This window comes from Mesorhizobium sp. M7A.F.Ca.CA.002.05.1.1, from assembly GCF_003998335.1.
GTDB lineage: Bacteria > Pseudomonadota > Alphaproteobacteria > Rhizobiales > Rhizobiaceae > Mesorhizobium.
On record NZ_RZQI01001006.1, the window covers coordinates 1 to 2,039 of the forward strand.

Here is a 2,039-nt window from a genome sequence, read left to right on the forward strand (position 1 = left end):
TCCTTCCTCTGTTCATGACGGCCACCCGATGGGACAGGGACATGACCTCCTGGAGATCCTCGCTGATCAGAAGGCAGGCCGCGCCGGCTTCCACAGCTCCGCGGATCGCCGATCGGACGAACTCGGCCGCTTTCATGTCCAGCCCGCGAGAAGGGGAATGCGCTATGAGAACCTTCAGGCCGTGATCGAGCTCCCGCGCGAGCAACACTTTCTGCGCGTTTCCTCCCGAGAGCAAAGAGGCCGGCCGTTCCGGCGTCGCGCCGCGGATATCGAACGCATCGATGGCCTCGGCGGCCTTCTCGCGCATCGCCCGCCGGCTCAGGAGAAACGGACCGCCGAAGCTACCGCTGGCGACGGTCGTGAGCGCGAGATTGTCGGCAATGGAAAGCTCCCGGATCAACCCGCTGTCAAAGCGGTCGGAGGGGATGACGCGCAAGCCGGCCTCGCGGCGCTGGTCTGGCTTGGCGGTGGATATGTCCTGGCCATCCAGTACGATCGCGCCGGCACCGGCACGGTCGAGTCCGAGAAGGCAGGCAACGAGTTCCTCCTGCCCGTTTCCACCGACGCCGGCGATGCCAAGGATTTCGCCGACATGCAGCTCGAACCCGAGATCGTTCAGGCTTTGCCCGTGAGCGGTCGCCCGTGCGGAAAGCCTTTCCACGCTCAGACACACATCGCCCGGCCGAGATGACGGCCGGCCCGCAACCGTCAAGGCATCGCCGACCATCAGCCGCGCCACCTCCGCTTCGGTGACGTTCGCAACCCGCGCACCGTCAAGCACGGTCTCGCCGTGCCGCATGATCGTTACCCGGTCGCAGAAAGCGGCAACCTCCCGGAACTTGTGCGTGATCAGAACCACGGCGTGACCTTGCCTCGACAATCGCTGGGCAAAAGAGAGAAGCGTGCGCGCTTCCTCGTCGGTCAGCACCGCCGTCGGTTCGTCCATGACCAGAATTCGGGCGCCCAGAAGCATGACCTTGATGATCTCGGCGCGCTGGCGTTCGGCGATCGAAAGGTTCGCTACCAGCTTGTGCGGATCGACGGGCAGGCCGATCTCGCTCGACTTGGCGGAAACGATCGCCGCCGCATCGCTCAGCGTTTTCACAGCAGCCTTGCGACCGAAGCCGAGGAGAACATTTTCGGCAACCGTAAAACTCTCGACCAGCCGGAAATGCTGATGGACCATGCCGAGACCGGCGGCGGCGGCTTCCAGCGGGCTGCGCAAACTGATCGCTTCGCCGTCGATCGATTGGTCGCCCCCGTCAGCTACATAGACGCCGGCCGCCACGTTCATCAAAGTGGACTTGCCTGCACCGTTCTCACCGACGATGGCATGCACCTCTCCCCATTCGAGACAGAAGGACGCATCGCGGAGCGCGGCTTTGCCGTCAAACGACTTGCCTATGCCGCGCATCAACAGAGCCGCCGGCGTGCCCGGCGGTTGTCGCATGTCTCCTGCCTGCGGAAGCGCCGTCGTCATTACTTCGCCGGCATGGTGCCGATGACACCGTCGACGAAATAGTCCATCGACCAGAGCGCCGCATCGTCGACCTTCCCGCCGGCGTCGACAACGATGGTGCCGTCTTGCTTTTTCAGAGGGCCCTGGAACGGATCAAGCTTGCCGGTGATGATCTCCCGCTTTGCTGCCTCGACCTTTGCCTTGGTCTCCTCGGAAACCGAGGGGCCAAAAGGAGCGAGATCGACCACGCCGGCTTCAAGGCCTTCGAAGGCGCCGTATTCCTCGGGTTTCCAGTTGCCGTCGATGATCTCCTTGATCGTCGGCACAAGATATTTCTCCCAGCGGAAGATGACGGAGGTCTGGATCGTCCGCGGCGCGGCATGCGACATGTCGAGCTGAAAGCATATCGAAGGAACGCCTGCCTTTTCGGCGGCGTCGAGCGCCGAGGTCGCGCTCAGATTCGTGGCGAGCACGTCGGCCTTCTGGACGAGAATGGCCTGGGCGATCTGCCCTTCCTTCACCGGGTCCCACCAGGAGTTGGCGAAGACCGCGACCGTTTCGATCGTAGGATCGACCGAAT

General features: G+C 63.4%; 2 protein-coding genes. Both read right to left on the reverse strand.

The genetic code is table 11. The annotated features are described in order from the left end of the window. Positions 1-1,414: ABC transporter ATP-binding protein (locus tag EN939_RS31750; RefSeq protein ID WP_164751400.1), on the reverse strand; the 1,414-nt coding region annotated here is incomplete at its 3' end. Between the two features lie 65 nt (positions 1,415-1,479). Continuing rightward, positions 1,480-2,039, reverse strand: a 560-nt coding sequence (locus EN939_RS31755) for a BMP family ABC transporter substrate-binding protein (RefSeq protein ID WP_127271539.1), incomplete at its 5' end; no start/stop codon positions are given.